At 65.1% G+C, this 20,181-nt stretch carries 24 protein-coding genes, 1 tRNA gene and 1 pseudogene; 9 read left to right on the forward strand and 17 right to left on the reverse strand.

What is annotated here, in order from left to right; translation table 11 throughout:
* The first annotated feature begins 171 nt into the window (after positions 1 to 171).
* The 3 genes from MVA01S_RS03925 (at position 172) to MVA01S_RS03935 (ending at position 3,165) form a co-directional block, all read left to right on the forward strand.
* Positions 172 to 2,004, forward strand: a complete 1,833-nt coding sequence (locus MVA01S_RS03925) for an amino acid permease (RefSeq protein ID WP_003929963.1) — start codon at positions 172 to 174, stop codon at positions 2,002 to 2,004.
* Positions 2,001 to 2,888 carry a universal stress protein gene (locus MVA01S_RS03930; RefSeq protein WP_003929962.1) on the forward strand — a complete coding sequence of 296 codons (888 nt, stop codon included), beginning with the start codon at positions 2,001 to 2,003 and terminating at the stop codon, positions 2,886 to 2,888. Before MVA01S_RS03925 ends, MVA01S_RS03930 begins: the two co-directional genes overlap by 4 nt.
* A gap of 76 nt (positions 2,889 to 2,964) precedes the next feature.
* The gene (locus tag MVA01S_RS03935; protein ID WP_144033043.1) at positions 2,965 to 3,165 is read left to right on the forward strand and encodes a hypothetical protein; all 201 of its coding nucleotides are present in this window, start codon (positions 2,965 to 2,967) and stop codon (positions 3,163 to 3,165) included.
* Between the two features lie 12 nt (positions 3,166 to 3,177).
* Here the strand turns inward: MVA01S_RS03935 and MVA01S_RS03940 are convergent, their stop codons facing one another.
* From MVA01S_RS03940 to MVA01S_RS03950, 3 genes are read right to left on the reverse strand one after another with little or no spacing between them, the layout of a single operon-like run.
* A complete protein-coding gene (locus MVA01S_RS03940; RefSeq protein WP_051015259.1) occupies positions 3,178 to 3,606 on the reverse strand; it encodes a nitroreductase family deazaflavin-dependent oxidoreductase in 429 nt (142 codons plus the stop codon).
* A 9-nt stretch (positions 3,607 to 3,615) separates the two neighbouring features.
* Entirely contained in the window at positions 3,616 to 4,257 is a 642-nt protein-coding gene (locus MVA01S_RS03945) for a TetR/AcrR family transcriptional regulator (protein WP_003929959.1), read from the reverse strand.
* A complete protein-coding gene (locus MVA01S_RS03950; protein ID WP_003929958.1) occupies positions 4,250 to 5,509 on the reverse strand; it encodes a cytochrome P450 in 1,260 nt (419 codons plus the stop codon). The genes MVA01S_RS03945 and MVA01S_RS03950 overlap by 8 nt, the downstream gene beginning before the upstream one ends.
* Before the next feature lie 139 nt (positions 5,510 to 5,648).
* Here MVA01S_RS03950 and MVA01S_RS31855 point away from each other — a divergent pair.
* Positions 5,649 to 5,897, forward strand: a pseudogene (locus tag MVA01S_RS31855) (MBL fold metallo-hydrolase); the annotation flags it as partial.
* A 188-nt stretch (positions 5,898 to 6,085) separates the two neighbouring features.
* Here the strand turns inward: MVA01S_RS31855 and MVA01S_RS03960 are convergent.
* A tRNA-Leu gene (locus MVA01S_RS03960) sits at positions 6,086 to 6,159 on the reverse strand.
* Positions 6,160 to 6,497: 338 nt separating this feature from the next.
* Between MVA01S_RS03960 and MVA01S_RS03965 the strand changes: the two genes are divergently transcribed.
* Complete coding sequence (locus MVA01S_RS03965; RefSeq protein ID WP_003929956.1) at positions 6,498 to 7,382, forward strand: aldo/keto reductase; 885 nt, start codon at positions 6,498 to 6,500, stop codon at positions 7,380 to 7,382.
* A gap of 9 nt (positions 7,383 to 7,391) precedes the next feature.
* A complete protein-coding gene (locus tag MVA01S_RS03970) occupies positions 7,392 to 8,381 on the forward strand; it encodes an aldo/keto reductase (RefSeq protein ID WP_003929955.1) in 990 nt (329 codons plus the stop codon).
* Positions 8,382 to 9,009: 628 nt separating this feature from the next.
* On the opposite strand, the gene MVA01S_RS03975 is transcribed toward MVA01S_RS03970, so the two are convergent.
* The 8 genes from MVA01S_RS03975 to MVA01S_RS31220 all read right to left on the reverse strand — a co-directional run bounded on the left by MVA01S_RS03975 (position 9,010) and on the right by MVA01S_RS31220 (position 13,870).
* Positions 9,010 to 9,255 (reverse strand): hypothetical protein, encoded by a 246-nt coding sequence (locus MVA01S_RS03975; protein ID WP_003929954.1) that lies wholly within the window; start codon positions 9,253 to 9,255, stop codon positions 9,010 to 9,012.
* 156 nt (positions 9,256 to 9,411) lie between these two features.
* A complete protein-coding gene (locus tag MVA01S_RS03980) occupies positions 9,412 to 9,729 on the reverse strand; it encodes a contact-dependent growth inhibition system immunity protein (protein WP_003929953.1) in 318 nt (105 codons plus the stop codon).
* 45 nt (positions 9,730 to 9,774) lie between these two features.
* A complete protein-coding gene (locus MVA01S_RS03985) occupies positions 9,775 to 10,116 on the reverse strand; it encodes a contact-dependent growth inhibition system immunity protein (RefSeq protein WP_003929952.1) in 342 nt (113 codons plus the stop codon).
* Positions 10,117 to 10,381: 265 nt separating this feature from the next.
* Positions 10,382 to 10,774: a hypothetical protein gene (locus MVA01S_RS31860; protein ID WP_237024215.1), complete on the reverse strand. Its 393-nt coding sequence runs from the start codon at positions 10,772 to 10,774 to the stop codon at positions 10,382 to 10,384.
* A 119-nt stretch (positions 10,775 to 10,893) separates the two neighbouring features.
* Positions 10,894 to 11,259 carry a contact-dependent growth inhibition system immunity protein gene (locus MVA01S_RS03995; RefSeq protein ID WP_003929950.1) on the reverse strand — a complete coding sequence of 122 codons (366 nt, stop codon included), beginning with the start codon at positions 11,257 to 11,259 and terminating at the stop codon, positions 10,894 to 10,896.
* A 27-nt stretch (positions 11,260 to 11,286) separates the two neighbouring features.
* Positions 11,287 to 11,622, reverse strand: coding sequence for a contact-dependent growth inhibition system immunity protein (locus MVA01S_RS04000; protein ID WP_003929949.1), 336 nt, complete (start codon positions 11,620 to 11,622; stop codon positions 11,287 to 11,289).
* Positions 11,619 to 13,415, reverse strand: coding sequence for an RNase A-like domain-containing protein (locus tag MVA01S_RS30190; RefSeq protein ID WP_237024216.1), 1,797 nt, complete (start codon positions 13,413 to 13,415; stop codon positions 11,619 to 11,621). Before MVA01S_RS30190 ends, MVA01S_RS04000 begins: the two co-directional genes overlap by 4 nt.
* A gap of 95 nt (positions 13,416 to 13,510) precedes the next feature.
* A complete protein-coding gene (locus MVA01S_RS31220) occupies positions 13,511 to 13,870 on the reverse strand; it encodes a hypothetical protein (RefSeq protein ID WP_144033042.1) in 360 nt (119 codons plus the stop codon).
* Between the two features lie 141 nt (positions 13,871 to 14,011).
* Here MVA01S_RS31220 and MVA01S_RS04010 point away from each other — a divergent pair, with 141 nt between their 5' ends.
* Entirely contained in the window at positions 14,012 to 15,040 is a 1,029-nt protein-coding gene (locus MVA01S_RS04010) for a zinc-dependent alcohol dehydrogenase family protein (RefSeq protein WP_003929947.1), read from the forward strand.
* Between the two features lie 12 nt (positions 15,041 to 15,052).
* On the opposite strand, the gene MVA01S_RS04015 is transcribed toward MVA01S_RS04010, so the two are convergent.
* The gene (locus MVA01S_RS04015; protein WP_040540997.1) at positions 15,053 to 16,000 is read right to left on the reverse strand and encodes a GlxA family transcriptional regulator; all 948 of its coding nucleotides are present in this window, start codon (positions 15,998 to 16,000) and stop codon (positions 15,053 to 15,055) included.
* Between the two features lie 91 nt (positions 16,001 to 16,091).
* On the reverse strand, positions 16,092 to 16,658 hold the full coding sequence (locus MVA01S_RS04020) for a dihydrofolate reductase family protein (RefSeq protein WP_003929945.1): 567 nt from the start codon (positions 16,656 to 16,658) through the stop codon (positions 16,092 to 16,094).
* A 226-nt stretch (positions 16,659 to 16,884) separates the two neighbouring features.
* Between MVA01S_RS04020 and MVA01S_RS04025 the strand changes: the two genes are divergently transcribed.
* Positions 16,885 to 18,153, forward strand: a complete 1,269-nt coding sequence (locus MVA01S_RS04025) for an amidohydrolase (RefSeq protein ID WP_003929944.1) — start codon at positions 16,885 to 16,887, stop codon at positions 18,151 to 18,153.
* A 24-nt stretch (positions 18,154 to 18,177) separates the two neighbouring features.
* Here the strand turns inward: MVA01S_RS04025 and MVA01S_RS04030 are convergent, their stop codons facing one another.
* Positions 18,178 to 18,489: a hypothetical protein gene (locus tag MVA01S_RS04030; protein ID WP_040540949.1), complete on the reverse strand. Its 312-nt coding sequence runs from the start codon at positions 18,487 to 18,489 to the stop codon at positions 18,178 to 18,180.
* 26 nt (positions 18,490 to 18,515) lie between these two features.
* Entirely contained in the window at positions 18,516 to 19,139 is a 624-nt protein-coding gene (locus MVA01S_RS04035; RefSeq protein ID WP_086006041.1) for a flavodoxin family protein, read from the reverse strand.
* Between the two features lie 103 nt (positions 19,140 to 19,242).
* Between MVA01S_RS04035 and MVA01S_RS04040 the strand changes: the two genes are divergently transcribed.
* Positions 19,243 to 19,425, forward strand: a complete 183-nt coding sequence (locus MVA01S_RS04040; protein ID WP_003929941.1) for a hypothetical protein — start codon at positions 19,243 to 19,245, stop codon at positions 19,423 to 19,425.
* Positions 19,426 to 19,427: 2 nt separating this feature from the next.
* Here the strand turns inward: MVA01S_RS04040 and MVA01S_RS04045 are convergent.
* On the reverse strand, positions 19,428 to 20,181 hold a 754-nt coding region (locus MVA01S_RS04045; protein ID WP_218006060.1), incomplete at its 5' end, for an HNH endonuclease signature motif containing protein.

Consider the following 20,181-nt stretch of genomic DNA (forward strand, 5'->3'; position numbering starts at 1 on the left):
CAGGCGGCCGTTTTGCCGCCGCGTTCAGGCTAAGCCTGCCGCCAGCGGAATCCGGACGGAATGCGTTGTCCCTTCGCCCGCCGGAACTTTCGACCGCAAGCAACCGAGTGGCTTTGCCCGTGTTTGGGTACTCCGGGCGGGCTGGGTTCACATCGGCGGCGGAGGTACCTCATGAGCGCGGCACCAACCCTGAAAAAGGCCCTGAACCAACGCCAGCTGACGATGATCGCCATCGGCGGGGTGATCGGCGCCGGTCTGTTCGTGGGGTCCGGCGTGGTCATCGGCGACACCGGACCGGGCGCCTTCCTGACCTACGGCATGGCCGGCGTGCTGATCATCATGGTGATGAGGATGCTGGCGGAGATGGCTGTGGCCAACCCGTCGACCGGGTCGTTCGCGGATTACTCCCGCAACGCGCTGGGCCACTGGGCGGGATTTTCGGTCGGCTGGCTGTACTGGTATTTCTGGGTCATCGTCGTCGGCTTCGAGGCGATCGCCGGCGCCAAGATCATCCAGTACTGGATGGACGTACCACTGTGGTTGTCCGCGCTGATCTTCATGGTGCTGATGACGGCCACCAACCTGTTCTCCGTGGCGTCCTACGGCGAGTTCGAATTCTGGTTCGCCGGCATCAAGGTGGCCGCGATCATCGCGTTCATCGCGCTGGGGGCGGCGTTCGTCTTCGGCCTGTGGCCGGACAAGTCGGCGGACTTTTCGAACCTGACCAGTCACGGCGGCTTCATGCCGTTGGGCTTCGGCGTGATCACGGTAGGCATCGTGACGGTGATCTTCTCGATGGTCGGCGCGGAGATCGCGACCATCGCGGCAGCCGAGTCCCAGGATCCGGAGCGGGCGGTGTCCAAAGCCGCCAACTCGGTGATCCTGCGCATTCTGCTCTTCTACGTCGGGGCGGTGTTGCTGTTGGTGCTCATCGTGCCGTGGAACGACGAGAACGTGGCCGCGTCGCCGTTCGTCGCGGCGTTCACGACCATGGGCATTCCGTACGCCGACCACGTGATGAATGCCGTCGTACTGACCGCCGTGCTGAGCTGTCTGAATTCGGGCATGTACACCGCCTCTCGCATGCTGTTCGTTCTGGCGGCGCGCCGAGAGGCGCCGGCGGCACTGGTCAAGGTGACGCGGCGGGGGGTGCCGGCGAACGCCATCCTGGCGTCCTCGGTCGTGGGGTTCTTCTGCGTGATCGCCGCGGCGCTCTCCCCTGACACCATCTTCGCGTTTCTGCTGAACTCCAGCGGCGCGATCATCCTGTTCGTCTACCTGCTGATCGCGATCTCGGAGATCGTGCTGCGCTACCGCACACCGGACTCCGAGCTGCGCGTGAAAATGTGGCTCTTCCCAGTGCTTTCCGTGCTGACCGCGCTGGGGATCGTGGCCATCCTGGTACAGATGTTCATCGACCCCGCGCTGCGCTCGCAGCTGGTGCTGAGCCTGCTGTCGTGGGGTGTGGTGCTGTTGCTCTTCGCCGCCAACAAGTGGTTCGTCAAGAAACGGCCGGTGCGCACCGACGACACCGACCGCGGCCCGGCCGGAACGCCGCACCGCGTGCTGGTGCTGGCCAACCAGACCGTGGATTCCGACGAGCTGCTCGCGGAGCTGAACCGGATCGGAGCCGACCGGGACGCACAGTATCTGGTGGTGGTGCCGGCCAATCCCATCGATACCGGGGCTGCGGCCACGCACGGTCCACGAGACGTCACCGAGGCCACGCAGGAAGCTGCGGCAGCCCGCCTCGAAATCACGTTGACCGCGCTGCGCGGCGAGGCCCGGGAGGTGGACGGCGAACTGGGTGACTACCGTCCGCTGCGTGCGCTGGCAGACGCCGTCGAGAGATTCGGTCCCGACCAGATCGTGATCTCGACACTGCCACCGGAGCTCTCGGTGTGGCAGCGCTTCGACGTGGTGGATCGGGCCCGCATCCAGTTCGATGTGCCCGTGACACATGTGGTCGCGAAGTCGGTTGAAAGCAACAAGGTTCCGCGATGACGATCATCGCGGGTTTCAGTGCCAGCGGTCACGGGCCGGCACCCTTGCATCTGGCGGCCCAGATAGCCGGCCGCACGGGAGACAAGATCGTCGCGGTGGCGGTGGTGGAGCGGCACTGGCCGCGGAGCCTGGATCCGCTCGAAGGTGAGTACCTGGATCATCTTGGCGTGCAGGCCCTGAAGTCGCTCAAGGAGATGGTGGACCAGCTCCCCGGGGGTCTGGAGGTGTGGGCGATGGTCCACCAGGCCGGCTCCGTGCCGGAGGGGCTGACCGAACTGGCGGCGGAGATGAACGCGGACATCGTCGTCGTCGGCTCGTCGTCCTCCGGCCTCCGGGGCCGGATCACGCTGGGCAGCGTGACCGACCGGCTCGTCCATACCGCCGCCGTTCCCGTGGCCATCGCACCGCGGGGCTACCCGGCCCAGAGCACGCCGGTGGAGCGGCTGACCGTGGCCTACGGCGGGCAGGCCGACGAGGTCGGGCTGGTCACCACGACCGCCGAACTCGCCGAGCGGTGGTCGGCGCGGCTGCGGATCGCGTCGTTCACCGTGCGGCCGGTGACGATGTTCAGTGGCTCGATCGAGACGGCGGCCGAAGACCTCGTGGTGGAGCAGTGGGCACGGCGGACCCAGGACAACATCATCGGTCAGCTGCAGAAGGTCCGTTCGGGGGTCGGGGTGGTCGCTGCCGACGTGGTGATCGGTGCCGGGGCGACATGGCGGGACGCGGTGGAGGCCGTCGAGTGGGAGGCCGGGGACGTCCTGGTGCTCGGCTCGGGGGCAGCAGGCCAGGCCGCCCAGGTGTTCCTCGGGTCGGCGGCAGCGAAGATACTCCGGCACTCGCCGGTGCCGACGATGATCGTGCCGCGGCGCGAGGCTGGGTGACCGGGCTCCTTCACGAAGATGAGACGGTCCGGGCTTTACGCTCTCCCGCGGGCAGCCATCGTGCAAGGCTCGCCCTATGTCATTTCGAGTGAAGTTCGGACGCCACGAACAGCCCGGTGAATACGGCGACGACGACACCTACGAGTTCCTCGACAACGGTGTCCTGAAGCTGTCGTTCCAGAAGCCGGCGCAGTGGGACGAGTACTACGCGCCCGGCGCGTGGTACCAGGTGATCGCCGAGGAGAAACACCGGCCGGCGTCCTCCTCGGGCGGGTAGATCCCAGGCCCGTCAGTTCCCCGCGGCTCCCCCGGTGCGGCGGCCAGTTCGGCGTGGGCCCGCATCCGTCAGCAGCAGTGCCGCCTCGTTGTAGGGAAACGCTCGGTACAGCGGCCGGGAACGGGGGACGACGAGGCCCGCGGCCTCGGCCTTGCTCACCACCCTCGGGTTGGTGAGGGCGACCGCCCGGCCCCGCTTGCGCAGCACCGCCGGTCCGCCGGCCAGCACGTTCTTCAGCCAGTCCGTCTGCGGGCCGTAGCCGATGAGGATGGCGTAGCCGCCATCGGTCTTGAACACCAACAGCGGCGTCCGATACCGCTTACCCGACTTGCGCCCGACATGCTCGAGCGTCCCGAGACTCGGAAGCCACGGCGTGATCGCGCGCGCCGCCGGATTGGTGACGCGCTTGTTGAACTCTGCGATTCCCCGAGGCATACGCATTGTCGGAGTTCAGGTATCGGCCGAAGTCAGCGAGCGGACCGACAGCGACGCCATCCGTGGATAGAGGATCGCCGGACCGAGCCACCGGGTGACGAAGCGGCGCAGTGCGCTGCTGTCGCGTGGCGGGTGGCCGGGATCGGTCAGGATGGACTGCACTGTGCGCAGGGTCATTTCGGCGAGCTCGCCGAGCGCGGCGTCGTCGAAGCCGTGAAGATGCCAATCCACATCGAGACGGCGGAGAATCGACAGGCAGAAGGCGGTCGCCGTGTCGGAGGTCAGCGAGGTGAGGGCGCCGCCGTCCTGCCGTCGCGACAGCAAGCTCTCCAGCTGTGGATCGCCGCTCAGGTGCTCGATGCCGAACGCGACGCTTTCGACAACGGCGGTGACCGGGTCGCGGAGTCCGCGGGCGTGTGCTGCAAGCTGGTCGATGAACCCGTCGGCCGCGCGCATGGCGCTGGCGATGAGCAGCGCATCGGCGTTGGGAAAGTAGCGGTACACGGTCTGGCGGGTCACCCCGAGTGTCCGGGCGACGTCGGCCAGGCGTATCGCAGGTCCGTACTCGGCGACCACTTCGTCGACGGCATCGAGGATTCGGGCGATCGCCTCCTCGTCCGAGTCGGGTGTGGAGCCCGCCCAGCCTCGACTACGCATCCGCGGTCACGAGCCGTTCGCTGTCGAAGGCGATCCGCAGCGTGGTCGGACCGGTCATCCCGAGGACGGATTTCCACGGCGCCGGGCCAATCCGGCGGGGTGCGGCCAGACGCCGGGTCAGGACGGCCAGCGCTTCCGCCAGCTCCCGGCGCGCGAGGTTCGCCCCCAGGCAGTAGTGCGCGCCGCCGCCGAAGGTCAGAAGCCCCGGCGTGTCCCTGCGGGTGATGTCGAAGCGATCGGCGTCGGCATAGATCGCCGGATCACGGTTGGCGGCATAGGTATTGACGAAGACGAAGGTCCCGGCCGGGAACGTGTAACCACCGAACTCGGCGTCCACGACGGCGGTCCGCGGCACGATGCAGCCCGTCGGCGAGTGGCGCATGGTCTCCTCGACCGCCTGCATGGCGAGCTCCGGATGCTCGCCCAACTTCGCCCACTGCTCCGGGTGCTCGCAGAGCACGTACACCGACGCGGCCAGCTGGTTGCGTGTGGTGTCCGTTCCGGCCATCAGGAAGCCGGCCACCAGCATGCGGAGTTCGTCGAGATTCAGCCGGTCGCCGTCGGTTTCGGCGCGGATGAGCTCCGAGAGCAGATCGTCGGTCAGATTCTCCCGGCGGGCGGCGACCATGTCGTCGACATATGCGTCGAGTTCGCCCCATGCCCGCATGATCGCGGCTTCATCGAAGGTGGCGTCGGGCTGGAAGTTGAACGCCTTGAAGATCTCGTCGGTCCATTCGGAGAACAGCTGCCAGTCCGCGCGGGGCGCACCGAGGAGCGCGCAGATGATCGGCGTGGGATATGGCCGCGCGATGTCGGTGACGATGTCGCACTGTCCGGCGTCCATCACGCGGTCGATCAGCCCGTTCACCACGTCGTGGATCGTGTCCTGGAGACGTGCGGTCGCGCGGGGCGTGAACGCCTTGGAAACCAGTTTGCGCAAGCGGGTGTGCGGTGCGCCCTCCAGGCCGAGCAGACTGCTCGTGATCTTGTCGTACAACGGGCCTGACGTGATGCCCTGCGCCGCCAGGGTGATGCCGGGAGGCATGCTGAACCTGTTGTCGCGCAGCATGTTCCGAGCCAACTCGTAGGACAGGATCTCCGGGCCGAGGGGGCCGATGGCGATGGGGGCGCGGGATTGCGCCGTTCGCAGATCGTCGAGAATGTCGTGCGGAGTGGCGTTGAAGCTGTACGTGAACGTCGGCAGGCCGGCGTCGAAGACATTGGGAGCGGAGCTGGGCGCACGGACACTCATCCATAGAATGTATGACGACGATCAGGATTCTTGGGCCGAATTGCGAATTCTCTCGTTCACTGACGAGAGGTGGTCATACGTTCCGGGTTTGAACGTCTGACCGCTGCCACTGGGCGGCTCGCGGGCGCACAATCGAATCGTGCAAGTGACACACTTCGGCCATTCGTGCGTGATGGCGGGGGGTCCCGGGCGCCACCGTGCTGATCGACCCCGGCAACTTCTCCCACGGCTTCGAGGGCGTCACGGGCCTTTCGGCGATCCTGATCACCCACCAGCAGCACGATCATGCCGATCTGCAACGGCTCCCGGCGAACCCGCAGGCTGACGCGCGGGGGCTCGGTGTTGGTGTTCGCCACCGTGGAGCGGCAGCCGTCATGCAGGTGACCACGAACGCCAGCTACACCCCCGCCGACGATCAAGACGTAGACGATGGCGGAAAGATGCCGCAACTCGCGTGACCCCGAGAGGGCCGCTCGCCCCGGCGTTACCCCGGCGGGCGGTGGGATCCCGGCGCGGAAGGCGGCTTTGAGAGCCGATCCATTAAACCAGAAAACGCCCCTACCAGCGGATTTACAGTGCCCCCAGTCGGACTCGAACCGACACTTGGCGGATTTTAAGTCCGCTGCCTCTGCCAATTGGGCTATGGGGGCTTTGTGCGTTCAGAGCATAATTCAGGCCGATTCGGCCTCGTCCGAGCGTCCTGACCACCGCAGCGCTCTCGATGGACTTACCCAGCGCATTGGCACGACACTGAAGCCCACGCTGAGAAGATGGCTGCCGAGCGGCGGCAGCAGATGCGAGAGCGTCGAGCAGTCCTTCTGACGTACGCGCAGGACTGCCGTAGTCCGTCCTCGAGTAGTAGTTCACCGACCCCAGGCGAGCATGGCTGCCTCTTCGCGCTTCAGACCTTGACTCGATGTTCGTCGACTCCGATACCCGCTGACCAGGCACTGCCTCAAGAGCCTCGATGAGGCCTACCGTCGATGACATGAGCGTCCCCACCTTCACTCTCAACAACGGCGTCGAGATACCCGCGCTCGGCTTCGGCGTCTTCCAGACCCCACCAGGTGAAACCATCGCTGCCGTCGAGACGGCGCTGCAGACCGGCTATCGCCACGTCGACACCGCTGCGGCGTATGGCAACGAGCGTGAGGTCGGCGAAGCGATTCGCCGATCGGGGCTGGCCCGCGACGAGGTCTTCATCGAGACCAAGGTCTGGATCAGCGACTTCGGCTACGACCAGACGCTGCACGCGTTCGACAAGGCCGCCGGCAAGCTCGGCGTCGAGCAACTCGACCTGCTGATCCTGCACCAGGCTCTCCCCGGCGAATTCGATCTCACCGTAGGTGCGTACAAGGCGTTGGAGAAGCTCTACGCCGACGGCGAGGTCCGCGCGATCGGCGTCTCCAACTTCATGCCACCCCATCTCGACAAGCTGCTCACCGAAACCGAATTGGTGCCGGCGGTCAACCAGATCGAGGTACACCCGTACTTCCGGCAGTCGGAGTTGCTCGCGTTCGACACCGAGCACGGCATTCTCAACCAGGCGTGGTCGCCGATCGGCGGCATCACGTTCTACCGGGACGGCTCGCACAACTCGACGCTTGAGAACCCCGTGATCGGCGAGATCGCCGCCGCGCACGCGAAGACGCCGGCTCAGGTGATGCTCCGGTGGCACATTCAGCAGGGCCGCCAGGTGATCCCGAAGTCGGTGACGCCCTCGCGGATCGCCGAGAACTTCGACGTCTTCGACTTCGAACTGAGCGCCGAACAACTGGCTGCCATCGACTCACTGGACACCGGCATCCGCGGGGGCCCGGAGCCCGAGGCCATCACCCGTGAGACCTACGGGATCGATATACCGGAAGCCTGAGGAGGATTCATGCACACACGCACGCTCGGCCAGGGACTGGAGGTTTCGGCCATCGGTCTCGGCGCTATGGGGATGTCGCAAAGTTACGGCCCCAATCCCGGCGACCGCGACGACATGATCGGCGTTCTTCGTTACGCGGTGGAAGAGGCCGGAGTGACGTTCTTCGACACCGCGGAGGTCTACGGGCCGTATGTCAACGAGGAACTTGTCGGCGAGGCGTTGGCGCCGCTGCGCGACCGGGTGGCGATCGCCACCAAGTTCGGGTGGAACATCGTCGACGGGAAGACGGTCGGCACCGATTCGCGCCCCGACCAGATCAGGCGAGTCGCCGACGCGTCGCTGCGGAGGCTCCGGACCGACGTCATCGACCTCTTCTACCAACACCGGGTCGACCCGGATGTGCCGATCGAGGACGTGGCGGGCACGGTCGCCGAACTCGTCCAGGCCGGCAAGGTACGGCACTTCGGGCTCTCGGAGGCCGGGGCCGCGACCATCCGACGCGCCCATGCCGTGCATCCCGTCACGGCGGTGCAGAGCGAGTATTCGCTGTGGACCCGGGATCCTGAACCCGAGGTGCTGCCCACCTGCGCCGAACTCGGCATCGGTTTCGTGCCGTTCAGCCCGCTGGGCAAGGGGTTTCTGACCGGAACCGTGACGGCCTCTTCAGAATTCGCGGTCGGCGACATCCGCGCCACGATCCCCCGATTCGCCGCCGACAACATCGCCGCCAACGAGGCATTGGTGAGCGAGGTGCGAAAGCTCGCCGACGCCAAGGGCTGCACGCCGGGTCAAATTGCGCTGGCCTGGCTGCTCGCCCAGCAGCGGTGGATCGTGCCGATTCCCGGCACCCGCCGCCGCGGCCGGATCGACGAGAATGCCGAAGCCACTCGGGTTGCGCTGTCGGCCGACGAGGTCGCCGACCTTGACGCTCTCGCCTCACGGGTCGGGGTGCACGGCGACCGGTACAACAGCGCCGGAATGGCGATGGTGGGGTTGTGATGACCAGAAGCTGGGCGAAAGACCAACTCGACCGTCTGGGGGCGGCCGAGCAAATCCGCGTCGCTGGGCGTCGCCGGGACGGCTCGCTACGCAGGCCGGCGATCGTGTGGGTGGGGCGTACAGGCTGTCAGTTAGTCATCGAATCTGGAACCCAAACGGTCGGTCAGGTCAAGATGCACCTATTCGTGCAGCAGACCCAGTTTTCGGCTTACGGTGCTGCTGGGTGGCGAACCACTGCTAGGCGACCGACCCGAAAGTTTCCGCACTCCCTTGGGGGTCGACTTACTCCCCGCGATGAACATCCGCAATGAGTCCGTTCAGATAGGGTTGCGTATCCGGCTTGCTTGGGAGGCTCTTTGTCCGCGAAGCTCCGGTGGTGTCCACCCGCCTGACATGACACGCCACCGCGAAACTTGCCGTAGACCGCAGATCTCTCGGTGCGCATCGTTCCGTCCGGATCTTTGCCCCCTTGTGCCAGTGGTCGTCGATACCCGCTCACTCGTTCCGGGTAGTTACGCCCTGAACTTGCCCCCGCGACTCGCGGCGATCATCCGCCCTGTACCTGGGCTTTCGGAATATAGCCCGGCGCTATCTGCTCCTTCGGAAAGCTGCGTGGAAAGCATGAAATTCAATCGGCTGAATGCGGCACCGGCCTGTAATGATCCTTGCTGTGGAAGTAGATCTCAGCACCGCATCGCGGGCAATGGATCCAGTACTCAAACCGTGCATCGTCGGTGCCGGTTCTCTGTTTACGGATCTCGATCAACACGTCGGCATCAGCATTCTTGGGGCACTCGATGCCGTCCCACGCACCTGCGGCAACTTTCTCTGTGACCTCGACCCATTTCTTCGCAAGTGCTGCGTACTCAGACATGCGAGACGCCTCCGATAGTCGGCATGTATCCCCGCAATTGTTCTTCGAATCCCTTGGCGTGCAGCCTATAACGGCAGTGTAAGTTGGACCGCCTTTTGCAGGAATTTGCCACGAGCCGGACGCCAGTCTCATTCGCCAGGCGACGCAGTACGACCATCAATCTCCCGGGCGTGCTCGCGCAGGCGTGACACGATCTGCCCGAGCCACTCTTTTGAACGTGGTCTCCGGCCGCGGGTCGTAACAGACGCCGACTCCGCGTATCAGGAACTGCGCCAGAGCGGTTTCAGAGAGGGCCGTGCGCACGTCGTCGATCTCTTGGGCAATCTGGCGCTGGCTTTCTGATCCAGGGTTCCCGATGACGTAGTTGTCGACTAGTCCTTTCCAGTCGTCAGCTTCCAAGTCCCAGTCCTGGTGAAAGTACGCACCGAAAAACTGGCCTAACTCAGTCGAAATCGAACCGTCGTTCATGGCCATCCGAAGCTGAGGCCATGCATCACATTAGAATCGATCGATTCGTTCTCATGCGGTTGGCGGGGCAGCACCACCATCGAGCGCAGCGGCGTGCTGGCGCAGGCGTTCAGCGACCTGCGCGAGCCACTCTGCGTAGGTGAATTCTGGCAGTGGGTAATAGTTGGCCCCCAACGTGCGTGTCACGAGTCGTTCCATATCGGGTTCGCCGCACTCAGCATTCAGGTCATCGATCTCGTGGATCAGCGATCGAAGCAGGTCCGCAGAGGGTCGCTCATCCTTAACGTAACTGTCGACAACCCCTTGCCAGTCGGCGGCTTCCAGAACCCAGTCCTCGTGGAAGTACGCGCCGAAGAAATGATTCAGAAGGCCCGATACCGGATGCTCGCTCATGAATTGGCCACTCCTGTCGGCACTTAGGCATCATGTCCGGCCGCACTGAGTGGGCAGATGCCGTGCTATCGGACGTTGATTGCCATCACATCAGAGTCGTCCGAGTCGATCTCAAACGGTGGGCGGCGCAGGTGCAGCACCACTGTCAATCGTCGCGGCGTGCTGGCGCAGCCGCGCAGCAACCTGCTTGAGCCAATCTTCATACGACATCTCAGGCAGCGAGCTGTACTTGGCGCCCAACGTGTGCGTCATAAACGTCCTCATGTCAGCTTCTGATCGACGGTTGGTTCACATCATCGATCTCATTGGCTAGCAGTCGAAGCAGCTCTGCGTCGGGTTCTTCGTCACGAACATAACCGTCGAGCAGCCCTTGCCAGTCGGCCGCTTCCAGATCCCAGTCCTCATGAAAGTACGCCAGGAAGAGGTGCAACAAGGGACGCGAGACTGAGTTTTCGGTCATTACTCCATCATCCCCCGTCGACACGTCCCATCCACCCGATCGATGGGCCTTCTGGACCATCGTGACAGCCTGGCGATCGCGAAGTCTCGCCGCTGAATCATCGTTAGCGGCATCAATGTTGGTGCGGCGCTTCCCGACCTCGCCGAACTTATGGCGATGACCGATTGGCGATAAGTCCGAGGCGACAGTCAGGGCCACGCTGCAACGTCGGCGGCTCGGCTCCACCCGGCATTTGCGCGGCTCCTCTGCAGCCCTCAGCCGCGTGCCTGAGGTGTCTGTGCACAAGATGGGCAATGGCGCCGCCCTGTTCGGCACCATTAGTGGCCGTGGAGGCCGTTCTCGACGGTAGGAGCGGACGCACCACAGTTGATCGCCGCAGCGTGTTGTCGCAGCCGTGCCGCAATCTGCCCGAGCCACGGTTTGAACGATATTTCGGGTCGCGGGTCGTAGCACACCCCGACCTCACGCAACAGAAGCTGCGCTAGGTCCGCTTCAGAACGGGTCGCGCATAATTCATCAATCTCTCGAGACATCGTCCTTAGTGGTTCGGCCACCGGGTCCGCGTTGACGTAGTTGTCGACGATTCCCTGCCAGTCGTCAGCTTCCAGGTCCCAATCCTGGTGAAAATATGCGCCAAAAAATTGTTCTAACTCAGTCGAGATCGAACCGTCGTCCATAGCCATCCCCGCATCACGCCGACCAGTTCGTCGTCAAACCTGTGGAGGTGTAATGCCGGGGCCGGCCTCGGCGACACGCCCGCGAAAGCGGTTCGCGACCTCCTTCAGCCACTCGTCGTAGGTCAACGGTGCGGGACCGTAGTGCACCCCGACCTGACGAACGAGGAATTCCTTCAGCTGTGGCTCAGGACGGGATTTACGGAGCTCGTCAATCTGCTCAGCCAGCCGCAGCAGGGGTGCAGGAGTCGGGTCTTCGTCGACATAGTTGTCAACGATTCCCTGCCAGTCGTCGGCTTCCAGGTCCCAGTCCTGGTGAAAATTGGTGGCGAGAAACTGGTACAGCTCGCGAGATACTGAACCGTCGTTCATGGCTGGGGGAACCCTGTCAGCACGTACCATCCGCCATTTCCGTCGCCTTTGAGGACGACCCTAACTGTGCTCCCTGCCACGGTCTCGTTCGCTCCTTTTTCCAGTATTGCGCCGCCCACGAAGGGTGCGTCCAGTTCGAGTTTGCGCGGTGCGCCGTCTGCGATCCAGCTGCTTAAAACTTCCCGATTCTCGCGGAAGGCGGCACTAACAGCGGCTGCCGCTACATCAGGTGTTGCGAAAGATGAAACAACCTCTAGGCCAGTCGACTCAATACGTGCTGCTAGATCGTCAGCGGTCATTCCAACGTGACGCTCGATGAGGTGTCCCCCATTCCCTTCACTGCTCTGCAAAAGCGCACCGGCGTCCTCAAACCCGAAGCCCCCGACCGAACCTACGTCGGCACCGCCTCCACCGTGCGATCCAGCTGCGTCTGGCGGGTGGCCAACATGGGGAGCCGATGGCGTATCGGGTAGATGATGTGTTCCCGCACTGCCGGCGTCCAGAGCGTCGTCGACGTGGCGACCGGCGTTGAAGGCGTCAACACTGTGTTCGAGACCCTCTGTGACGAACTTGCCGCCGGGGATAGGTGCCGCGCCGGCCACGTCGAGCACGGCACCCACTCGATCCTCGACTGAGGCGTCGCTCCAATTTCGGAAGACATCGATGTCGTGGGCGACATCGGGGATCAACCCGAAACTGCCTTCGCTCAGAGCGCGGCTACCTTCGGCGAACGCCGAAGGCTCCTGCGGAAAAGCTTGTACATCGGCATTCTCGGGAAGTGCCGGGATCGGCACGCGCCCCTGACCGACTTCACCGGCCGCCGCGTTGAGATTCTCCAGGACCTCGGTCTGACTCGTCACCTCACCGCGCGCAACGAACAAGGCCTGTCCCAGCGCGTCGAGCTGGTCGCGGGTAGGGCCGGCGCCCGCACCGGCGACCGTGGACTGAGCCAGCGCATCGTCGAGCGCGCCTTGAGCCGACGCCACGCTCTCATGCGCAGCGTCCACCCTGGCCTGCTGATCGCCAATCACCGATGGATCGGCACCAACGATGGGGGCTTCCAACGGATGTTGCGTGTACCGGCGATCCTCGCCCCTGCCGGTTCCGCCGTGCTGCTTGAGGATGCGCTCCAACGCCGTGGGCGGTGCTTCGACAGGTTTCCCTGCGACTTCCGTCAACGCCTCGTCCAGGCTGGACGGCTGTTGGCCCTCTGTGGTCTTGCCTTCGCCGAGCATCCCTTCCAACGGCGGCTCCCGCCTGCTGCCCGAAGACTCCTTCGGAGAACCTGTGTCCTCAGTCTTGTTGTCCACCAACCGGATCGTCGGATCGGTCGTCTTGCCACTATGACCACCGTCGAACCGAATTCCCTCCAGTTCAGCAGCGTTCGCTTCAAGCTGCCGCCCAACCAGGGCATCGGTGGCAACGAGCTGCTCAGCGCGCCATCGGATGAATTCGGCGTGCTCGGTCGCAGCCGTCATGCGCGCGGCAGCAGTCTCCTCGTCGTAGGCACGGTTGTCGGTCACGGAAAGGTCGTCACCTACGGTGAAGTCGTCCTGTTCGGCTTCGGCGATGGCTTCGAGCGCTCGACTGCGTGCGGACTGGATGTCCTCGCTGCCGCGCCTGGCGATACCGGCAGCCTCACGATGCACATCGCCCTGCCGACGTACGACCGAAGTATCCGTAGTTACGCGGTCCAGAGCGGCATCTTTGGCGTCACCTTCCCATGTGGTGCCGCCCGGAGTCAGAATGTTCTGCCTGTGCTGCTCGAACGCGGATTCCAGTGCAGCCGCCACCGTCCGCCAGCGGGTAGCGGCCGCATCGAGGTCTGAGCTGTCCCAGGACTCGACGTCCGACCTGCTAGGCATACCCATCGGTGCGGCCGCAGGGCTCACATGGTCACCGAGATAGCGTCGGCGCTGCCCCCGTCCGTCGCGTCATAGCGATCGCCTGCCGCCGCGACATCACCGGCCTGACCGGCAATGCGATCAGAGATACGCATGCGCGCGGCGGCGCTTGCCGCTTCAACTGCAGCGATTCCGGCACCGCTCGGGCGAGCACTCACAGCACCTTCAAAGCCACCGGCGAGCACATCAGCGGCGACAGTGACGCTGTCAGCTGCAGCGGACAGCAACCCGCCGACATCCACATCCAATTCTTTTCCCACGTCACCCCGATGCGGCAAAACCCGGGCGCTCGCCACAGTTCCTCGCAACGAGCAGACCACCGCATCGGCTACCGCTGCGACCATCCACGCGAGCACCGCGCGACGCGCGTGTCACTATCCTCGCTGATATTGGCGTTCCCGCCACTGGAGTGTGTGGGTTGTTTGCGCGACACTCAGAGAACCGTTCGTCCCTGGCGCGCCCCCACCACGATGAGGAACACCGACATGACTGATCCGATGAAAGCCGTTGTGCTCACCCGTTTCGGAGGGCCCGACGCTTTCGAGGTGCGCGACGTCTCCGTACCGCAGGTCGGACCCCGCCAGGTACGGGTGCGCGTCCATGCGACGGCCGTGAACCCGCTCGACTATCAGATCCGTCGCGGAGACTACCCGGAACACGTGCCGCTTCCGGCGATCATCGGGCACGACATCTCCGGCGTGATCGAGGAAGTCGGATCCCACGTGACCGAGTTCCGCGCCGGCGATGCGGTGTACTACACGCCCCAGATCTTCGGCGGCCCCGGCTCCTACGCCGAGCAGCACGTCGCCGACGTCGACCTCGTCGGACGAAAGCCGGAGAACATCAGTCACCTGGAGGCGGCAAGCCTGACTCTCGTCGGCGGAACCGTCTGGGAGGCCCTGGTGACGCGAGCTCAGCTCACCGTGGGAGAGACGATCCTCATCCATGGAGGCGCGGGCGGTGTCGGCACGATCGCGATCCAGGTCGCGAAAGCGATGGGCACACAAGTGATCACCACCGCGAGAGCCGCCGATCACGAATTCGTGCGCTCTCTCGGAGCAGATGCGGCGATCGACTTCACGTCGACGGACTACGTCGATGCCGTGGCTGAGCTGACGGCGGGCAAGGGCGTCGATGTCGTCTTCGACACGATCGGCGGCGACGCGCTCACCCGAAGCCCGTTGACGCTGGCCGACTTCGGACGTGTCGTCAGCATCGTCGACATCGCGCAGCCGCAGAACCTCATCGAGGCGTGGGGCAAGAACGCCGCCTATCACTTCGTCTTCACCCGGCAGAACCGAGGAAAGCTGGACGCGCTCACCACGCTGGTCGAGCGCGGTCTCGTGAAGCCGATCATCGGTGCGACTCTTCCGCTCACCCGAATGAGCGAGGCGCATGAAATCCTGGAAAACAGGCAGTCGTATGTGCTCCACGGCAAGGTTGCAATCGATGTAGCGGGCGAAACTGTTGCGCTCCCCGCCTCTCGTAGCGAAACCCTCCAGGCGATCGGGTGATGAGCGCGGTGCTCAGCTCCGCCCGGAGAAGGTAGCGCGGTACTCCGAGGGGGACACATCCAGGAGCCGGCGGAAATGCAGCCGGAGGTTCGATCCGGTTCCCAAGCCGACCTCCTCCGCGATGCGGTCGACCGAAAGCCTCGTGCTCTCCAGGAGTTCGCGGGCAGTGTCGACCCGCGCCCGCAGGATCCACTGCAACGGGGTGCTGCCGGTCTCTTCGGCGAAACGGCGCAGGAACGTGCGGGGCGACATCCGCGCGTGCTCGGCGAGTGCGGCGATCGTGAGCTGCTGGTCAAGCCGGGCCATGGCCCATTCGCGTGTCGCGGCAAGGGTTTCGCCATGGGCTGCCGCGTTCGTCTTCGGCAGGTACTGCGCCTGACCCCCCGTCCGGTAGGGCGCGGTGACGAGCCCTCGTGCGATCTCGTTCGCCGCACCCACGCCGAGGTCGCACCGAACGATGTGCAGGCACAGGTCGAGACCAGCGGCGGCGCCCGCCGAGGTGAGGATGGATCCCTCGTCGACGAAGAGCACGTTCGGTTCGACCGTGATCTGCGGATGCCGCTTCGCGAGCTTCTCCGCGGCATCCCAGTGCGTCGTCGCCCGCAGTCCGTCGAGCAGTCCGGCATCCGCGAGGGCGAATGCGCCGTAGCAGATCGACGCGATGCGTGCCCCGCGGGATGCGGCGCCCAGGAGTGCTTCGCAAACCTCCACCGGTATCGGCCGGCCCGCCGGTGCGTACCCCGGGACGACGATCGTGTCCGCGTCGGCCAGTGCGTCCAGGCCCCGCGGGACCGCGTAGCCGAAGCCCCCGTGCGCCGGCACCGTTCCGGCGGTGACCCCGCAGACCGACACCTCGTATCCGAACCCCGACTCCGGGTGGAACACCTCCGCCGGGATCCCGACGTCCAGCGGGAGCGCCCCTTCGAGCACGAGGACCACCACCTGATGCGGTCGCTGCATCACCCGACTCCGATCCGGTCGACGTGTGTTGGTCGCGTCAACATCCTCGCACGTATGTGCATTCCCGCCATTTGTGCGCCCGCAGCGACAGTCAGTCGCGTTTCGCCTCGTAGCGCAGCAGGACCGTGCCGCACGGGAAGGTGCGGTTCTCCAACAGTCGCAGCGCGATCCATGACGGCAGTGTCGGGAAGAACGGGATGCCGCCGCCCACGGCGGTGGGCGCGAGCACGATCCGGTACTCGTCCACCAGTCCGGCCTGCACGATCGGTGCGGCCAGCGTCGCGCCGGCCACCTCCATCTGACCGTCGGTTTCGGCCTTCAGCCTCGTCACCACCTCGACCGGGTCGCCACGCTCCAACCGGGAGTTCCAGTCGACGGACTCCAGGGTGTTCGAGAACACGACCTTGGGCATGTTGCACCAGATCTGGGCGAAGTCGAGGATGATCGGCGATGCGTCCGGGTCCTGGTCGGCGGTCGGCCAGTACGCCGACATCAGGTCGTAGAGTCGCCGCCCGTATAACGCCAGCGCGGTCTCCCGCTCGAAGTCGTTCCAGTACTGATGCAGTTCCTCGCTCGGATCGGACCAGTCGATGTTGCCTTGCGCATCGGCGATGTATCCGTCCACCGACACGTTGAAGCCATAGATGAGTTTGCCCATGGCGATCAGACTGCATCAGAGCGCCGAACTCATCGCTGCGCCACACCGGGACCCTGGTTCGGCCGGTTCGCAACGAGATCCCCGAGGCCGTCAGCGACACTGCCACAGCGCTTTTCGTTGGACGCAAAGATGGCGACCGTCCGTCAGCGCACGAATAGTGTGACGGCCCGTTTACGGAAGTCCGTTCGAGGCAACTCCGGTTGATACCCGCTTGGCAGGAGCCCCAATGACCGCTGCAAAGACTGCCGCCACCGCCGTCCTCAACGGCCTGGGGGAAATCCGATCCTGGCAGGAGGACTTCTACCGTGACCTGCACCGTCATCCCGAACTGTCACATCAGGAACACCGAACCGCGGGCAAGGTGGCCGAGACCCTGAACGCCGCCGGCTACCAGGTTCATGACGGAGTCGGCGGAACCGGGGTGGTCGGCGTACTGGAGAACGGCCCAGGCCCGACGGTGCTGCTCCGCGCCGACATGGACGCACTACCGGTGCAGGAGGCGACCGGACTGGAGTACGCCAGCACCGTGCGCAGCACCAACCGGGACGGGGTCGAGGTACCGGTGATGCATGCGTGCGGCCACGACTTCCACGTCACGGCCCTGCTCGGCGCATCCCGCCTCCTGGCCGAAGGTCGCCAGCACTGGCACGGGACGGTCGTCGCGCTGTTCCAACCGGCAGAGGAGACCGGCGACGGAGCGCAGTCCATGGTCGACGACGGACTGGCGAACCTGCTGCCCCACGTCGATGTATGCCTCGGACAGCACGTCATGCCGTTCCCCGCCGGAATCGTCGGCATGCACGCCGGTCCGTTCATGGCGTCCGCCGACAGCATGCGCGTCACCGTCTTCGGCCGGGGAAGTCACGGTTCGATGCCGCAGGCATCCGTCGACCCCGTGGTGCTCGCCGCGATGATCGTCGTGCGCTTGCAGACGGTCGTCTCGCGGGAGATCAGCCCGACGGAACCCGTGGTGCTCACCGTTGGCAGTATCGCCGCCGGCAGCAAGAGCAACGTGATCCCCGATCACGCCGTGCTGCAGCTCAACATACGCACCTACAACGAACACACGCGGACGTCCGTCATCGACGCCGTCAAGCGGATCGTCAACGCCGAATGCGTCGCATCCCGGTCGCCCAGAGAGGCGGAGTTCGAGCTCTTCGATCGATTTCCGTTGACGGACAACGATGTCGCCACCACCGGCCGCGTTCACGAGGTCTTCTCGGCAGAGTTCGGCGACCGATGCGTGCAGCTACCGCAGGGCGCGGGCAGCGAGGACTTCAGCGCCATCCCGGCGGCGCTCGGCGCGCCCTACACGTACTGGGGTGTCGGCGGCATCGATGCCACCGCATACCGGAACGCCATTGAGGCCGGCACGGTGGAACAGGACATCCCGGTGAACCATTCTGCAAAGTTCGCACCGGTCATCCAGCCCACGCTCGACACGGCCACCCAAGCACTGGTCACCGCCGGGATGCCCTGGCTGGCCTCAGCCTGACGCGCAGACCGAGGCCCTCCGGGCTCAGCTCGTCGGCGGCTCGTAGTGCGCCTCAGGATGGTCCTCGTGCCAATCCGCCTGCTGTTTCTGCACTTTGCGATGCGTGCGGGCCAGCCAGGCCAGCCCACCACCGATCAGCAGTACCGCGACCACCACGCCCACGATGCCGGCGGCGGTGGTGCCGTTGGCGAACGAGAACAGCCCCAACACGAGGCTCAGCACACCGAGTCCCACCGCGATCAAACCGGGAGCGTTGGCTCCTGCTTTCATGGTCTCGCCGGCATGCTGGCGAGTGGTACGGGCGTGATCGACGGGATCTCGTGACGTGTCAGGCATGATGCTCCTTTCGCTGACGGGTCGTCTCACTGATAGGGCGGGTACTGAGACTGCTTCAGCACACGCGCCAGGTAGGCGGCGTTACGCGCAGCCGCCGCGGTTGCCGAGGCCACCTGTTCGGGCACCTCGTCAAGGTCTTTGTAATCACCGGATTCCATCGCCGGTCCGTTCCAGTACGTGCAGCCCTGCGCGGGAATGGTGTAGCCGACGTCGTTGAGGCCCTGGAAGACGTCGGCGACCACCTTGTGGGCGCCATCCTCGTTGCCGACCACGCTGACCAGGGCCACCTTGCCGAGCATCGCCGGCCGCCCCTGGTCGTCCTCGTTCGACAGCTCAGCGTCCAGTCGCTCCAACACCCGCTGCGTGACCGACGCCGGATGGCCGAGCCAGATCGGTGTGCTGATCAGCAGGATGTCGGCGTCCAGAACTTTCTGACGGATCTGCGGCCACTGGTCGCCGCCACCCATGTCGGCTTCCACGCCGGGCGCGATGTCGAAGTCCACGCACCGCACCGATTCACACTCCACGCCCTGCTCCCGCAAGGTCTGGAAGACGTGCTCGGCGATCATCGCGCTGCTGCTCTCCCCCGGACTCCGGGTGAGGCTGCAGACCAGCGCGAGCGCGCGCACGGGTGTCGCGGTGTCAGCCATGCCGTGGGTCATACCCGACGCAAGTTCCTCCAAACGATTCGTACGTCCTCGTCACACGTGCGGTAAGAAGTTTGAACCCCTCACATCCGGGCATGCCGCCCGCATGAGCGAGCCCCATTCCGAGAAGGCCGAATCCGACGTCGAAGCCGACCCTAAGGTGGCCGGATCACGGGCGGCCGAGGACACCGACGATCCCAGCGAAGGTCCATACGTGGGGCGAGCCGGCGATGACGACGCCTTCGACGCCGGCGAATCAGGAGCCGAGGCCCGCAGCAACGACGGCTGAGCTCAAAACGGCGGAGGGTCGTCGCCGTAGTCGGGTTCGCGCCATCGGGTGGCTGATTCCGACGAATCATCACTTCGTGGTGCGCGTTCTCGCCGGTTGCGGCGGCGTTCAGCTTCGATGGAGCGGGCCCGGTTGTGGGCGCGGGTGTTTCGGCGTTTGGGCATCATCGCCCCACGCTTGTCGCTGAGTGGTGGCTGGGGTGGGTCGCCGATCCACAGCGTGCCGGTCGGCCTGCATAGAGTCGGAAACAGCAGGCGGCTGCCGGGATGGGTGGTGTACGTGTGCCCGGTGGGCGCGGTCCAGATGACAGTGCCGTCGGGGTATTGGCGGTCGCGCCATCCGGTCGCGCCGGCCCAGAAAGTTTTCAGCAGATGATGAAAACGACACAGACACTTCAGGTTTGAGGCGTGGGTGGGTCCCAGCGGGTAGGGCACGGTGTGGTCGATGTCAGCGGTAGTGGCAGGTTTGTCGCAGCCGGGGAAGCGACACGTCAGATCGCGGCAGCGGACGAACTCGGCCAACGCCCGCGAAGGGGTGTAGCGCGGCTCGGGCCCGGAATCGTAAGGGTGGATGACCTCGCGGATCTTGGCGCTGCCGAGCAGGCCGTCGAAGAACGGTGCGGGCATGAACCCGGCCCCGAAGATATAGCCCGACCGCCCCGGGATCAGGGTGGGTGCGCTGCGCCGCGGTGTGGACGCCGATGCCGGGGCGGGCTTAGGCTGCGTCCCTTCCTCTGTCCCTTCCTCTGTCTCCGTC

Origin of the sequence: Mycolicibacterium vaccae NBRC 14118 = CIP 105934 (assembly GCF_001552715.1) — a bacterium.
In the GTDB taxonomy this organism is placed as follows: Bacteria; Actinomycetota; Actinomycetes; order Mycobacteriales; family Mycobacteriaceae; genus Mycobacterium; species Mycobacterium vaccae.

Coding starts and splice junctions, on each gene's coding strand:
- MVA01S_RS03925 (WP_003929963.1), top strand. CDS start 172: ATGAGCGCGGCACCAACCCTGAAAAAGGCCCTGAACCAACGCCAGCTG.
- MVA01S_RS03930 (WP_003929962.1), top strand. CDS start 2,001: ATGACGATCATCGCGGGTTTCAGTGCCAGCGGTCACGGGCCGGCACCC.
- MVA01S_RS03935 (WP_144033043.1), top strand. CDS start 2,965: ATGTCATTTCGAGTGAAGTTCGGACGCCACGAACAGCCCGGTGAATAC.
- MVA01S_RS03940 (WP_051015259.1), bottom strand. CDS start 3,606: ATGCGTATGCCTCGGGGAATCGCAGAGTTCAACAAGCGCGTCACCAAT.
- MVA01S_RS03945 (WP_003929959.1), bottom strand. CDS start 4,257: ATGCGTAGTCGAGGCTGGGCGGGCTCCACACCCGACTCGGACGAGGAG.
- MVA01S_RS03950 (WP_003929958.1), bottom strand. CDS start 5,509: ATGAGTGTCCGTGCGCCCAGCTCCGCTCCCAATGTCTTCGACGCCGGC.
- MVA01S_RS03965 (WP_003929956.1), top strand. CDS start 6,498: ATGAGCGTCCCCACCTTCACTCTCAACAACGGCGTCGAGATACCCGCG.
- MVA01S_RS03970 (WP_003929955.1), top strand. CDS start 7,392: ATGCACACACGCACGCTCGGCCAGGGACTGGAGGTTTCGGCCATCGGT.
- MVA01S_RS03975 (WP_003929954.1), bottom strand. CDS start 9,255: ATGTCTGAGTACGCAGCACTTGCGAAGAAATGGGTCGAGGTCACAGAG.
- MVA01S_RS03980 (WP_003929953.1), bottom strand. CDS start 9,729: ATGGCCATGAACGACGGTTCGATTTCGACTGAGTTAGGCCAGTTTTTC.
- MVA01S_RS03985 (WP_003929952.1), bottom strand. CDS start 10,116: ATGAGCGAGCATCCGGTATCGGGCCTTCTGAATCATTTCTTCGGCGCG.
- MVA01S_RS03995 (WP_003929950.1), bottom strand. CDS start 11,259: ATGGCTATGGACGACGGTTCGATCTCGACTGAGTTAGAACAATTTTTT.
- MVA01S_RS04000 (WP_003929949.1), bottom strand. CDS start 11,622: ATGAACGACGGTTCAGTATCTCGCGAGCTGTACCAGTTTCTCGCCACC.
- MVA01S_RS31220 (WP_144033042.1), bottom strand. CDS start 13,870: ATGGTCGCAGCGGTAGCCGATGCGGTGGTCTGCTCGTTGCGAGGAACT.
- MVA01S_RS04010 (WP_003929947.1), top strand. CDS start 14,012: ATGACTGATCCGATGAAAGCCGTTGTGCTCACCCGTTTCGGAGGGCCC.
- MVA01S_RS04015 (WP_040540997.1), bottom strand. CDS start 16,000: ATGCAGCGACCGCATCAGGTGGTGGTCCTCGTGCTCGAAGGGGCGCTC.
- MVA01S_RS04020 (WP_003929945.1), bottom strand. CDS start 16,658: ATGGGCAAACTCATCTATGGCTTCAACGTGTCGGTGGACGGATACATC.
- MVA01S_RS04025 (WP_003929944.1), top strand. CDS start 16,885: ATGACCGCTGCAAAGACTGCCGCCACCGCCGTCCTCAACGGCCTGGGG.
- MVA01S_RS04030 (WP_040540949.1), bottom strand. CDS start 18,489: ATGCCTGACACGTCACGAGATCCCGTCGATCACGCCCGTACCACTCGC.
- MVA01S_RS04035 (WP_086006041.1), bottom strand. CDS start 19,139: ATGGCTGACACCGCGACACCCGTGCGCGCGCTCGCGCTGGTCTGCAGC.
- MVA01S_RS04040 (WP_003929941.1), top strand. CDS start 19,243: ATGAGCGAGCCCCATTCCGAGAAGGCCGAATCCGACGTCGAAGCCGAC.